At 24.9% G+C, this 2014-nt stretch carries 2 protein-coding genes and 1 pseudogene; 1 reads left to right on the top strand and 2 read right to left on the bottom strand.

Annotation, left to right across the window (positions count from 1 at the left end; all coding sequences use genetic code 11):
• Positions 1–143: 143 nt before the first annotated feature.
• Positions 144–701, top strand: a complete 558-nt coding sequence (locus tag AJ932_RS08250; RefSeq protein WP_186820407.1) for a Fic family protein — start codon at positions 144–146, stop codon at positions 699–701.
• A gap of 331 nt (positions 702–1032) precedes the next feature.
• On the opposite strand, the gene AJ932_RS08245 is transcribed toward AJ932_RS08250, so the two are convergent.
• Together AJ932_RS08245 and AJ932_RS08240 are read right to left on the bottom strand one after the other, a co-directional pair.
• Positions 1033–1644 carry a DNA repair protein Rad50 gene (locus tag AJ932_RS08245; protein WP_052793810.1) on the bottom strand — a complete coding sequence of 204 codons (612 nt, stop codon included), beginning with the start codon at positions 1642–1644 and terminating at the stop codon, positions 1033–1035.
• Positions 1645–1798: 154 nt separating this feature from the next.
• A pseudogene (locus AJ932_RS08240) lies at positions 1799–2014 on the bottom strand (hypothetical protein); the annotation flags it as partial.

Raw genomic sequence — 2014 nt, 5'->3', positions numbered from 1 at the left:
GCGGATTTTTATGAAGGAAAGATTTAAAATGAGAAATTTAACTTTAGAAGAAAATATATTTTTAGCAAAAAAGAAACCTTGTAGATATTATTTGGAAATCCGCGAATTTAGAAGGTGTAAATGTTACTTTTCCTGAAACTCAAATGATTATAGATGGCTTTAGTGTTCCTGATAAAACAATACAAGATTTAACAATAATTTTAAATCTCAAAAGAGCTTGGAATTATTTGTTTGATACCATTAATGAAAAAGTTAGTTTGAGTTTGATACAGGAGTTTAATAGGATTGTAGGCAGAGATTTGGTTCATAAATCAGGATTTTTAAGAACAGCTGATGTTAAAATAAGTGGAACAAATTTTAAACCAAAATTACCTATTGATTATGAGGTTAGTGAAAATATAGAAACAATTTTAAAAAATGAAAATAAAAAAGAAGTAGCATTGGATTTGATGTTATATCTTATGAGAAGTCAATTATTTTTTGATGGAAATAAAAGAACTTCAATGCTAATTGCTAATAAAATTTTAATTGAAAATGGATTCGGTATTTTGGCAATTGCTAAGAATGATATGAATGAGTTTTTTGCCCATCTTGTTAAATTCTATGAAACAAACAATAATTATGAAATAAAACAATTTTGTAAAGAAAATTGTATTGAAACAATGGTTTTTCATAATGATGAAGAAAAAAACAAATTATAGGAAAGAATTGAGATAACACTCAAATTTTCATATAAAACATTAAAACTTATTCATTCAAAAATACTATAATTAAAGCGTATTAAGCATGGCTACTCTTTCGGTTATAAGAAGGAGACATGATGAGTAGTCATTGATTTTTTAGTTCTTGTCTTAGAATTAATTAACGAGATAATCAAGCTTGTTGATTATCTCACTTAAAAAACCGTTGAAAATTCTATAAAAACCAAATTTAGTCTAAGCTTAATACAATTGTAACAAAAAACACTTAACCGAAAGAGGCGTGGCTTTCGGCTATTTGTTCTTGCAAAGTCTTTATCGTTAATATGTTCTATTATAAAACTTCTATAAAAATTTCTTTACTTTTTAGTTCCTCATAAAAATTTTTTCTTTTATTGGGGTCGTTTGTAGTTACAATGGTAAATCCTGCTTGTTGAATTTTCATGAGAATTTCTTTTGAAATATTCATACTATGGAATAATTTTTTAAAATGTTCAGGTGTCATTACTGCTGCTCTAATATAATGAAAAAATGGATTACCATTTTCTTTATTTTTATTATATTGCATAGTATTATTAAACACTATGTCACTGCTGTAACTAATGTTTTGGAAATTATCTTCTTTGATACGCTTTCTCATCTCATTATAAAATGAAGTTAATTTGTTATTCTCATCTTTAATAAGATTAAGTATAGGATCTGGAATTTTATCTAAATATTGATTTTTTTCATCGAAATTATCCACATTAAAAGAAGTAATATAGTAAGATTTATCCATTGCTAATATTATAGAAGTTGAAGGATAATTTTTATCATAACCATCAAAATATAAATTCACATTTACATCGTGATATTGATAACGAAGTTTAATACAGTTTCCGACTTTTTTATATTTAGCATTATTGTACTTCTCTAATAAAATACCTAAAATAATAGTATCACTCATTTGCACTCCTTTAAAACGAAAATCTAAATATTATGTTATTATACAATCAACATTTTAGAGCAATACTAAATATAAACTAAATTGACAATTTTTTTATTGTATGATATAATTTAAAATCATTATAAGGGCGGATCGAGATCGCCCATCTTAAATATTATTTTAAGTAGCTATTTAAATCTTTTTCAAAACTCTCTATTAAATCACTTAAAAAAGCATTGATTTTATTTGGCATAACGCCTATAAAGGTATTATGTGATTTAGGAGCTAAAGCCTTTTGATTTGTTATTTTTGTTTTATATAAATTTTCCCAATGAAAACTTCTATTTCTGATTGTGAGTAAAAGGTTAAGAACAATATTTGCTTTTTCTAT

This window comes from Campylobacter sp. BCW_6873 (assembly GCF_001762365.1).
Classification (GTDB): Bacteria; Campylobacterota; Campylobacteria; order Campylobacterales; family Campylobacteraceae; genus Campylobacter_D; species Campylobacter_D jejuni.
Note: the sequence above shows the minus strand (reverse complement) of the source record. Positions and strands in the feature narration are given on the sequence as shown.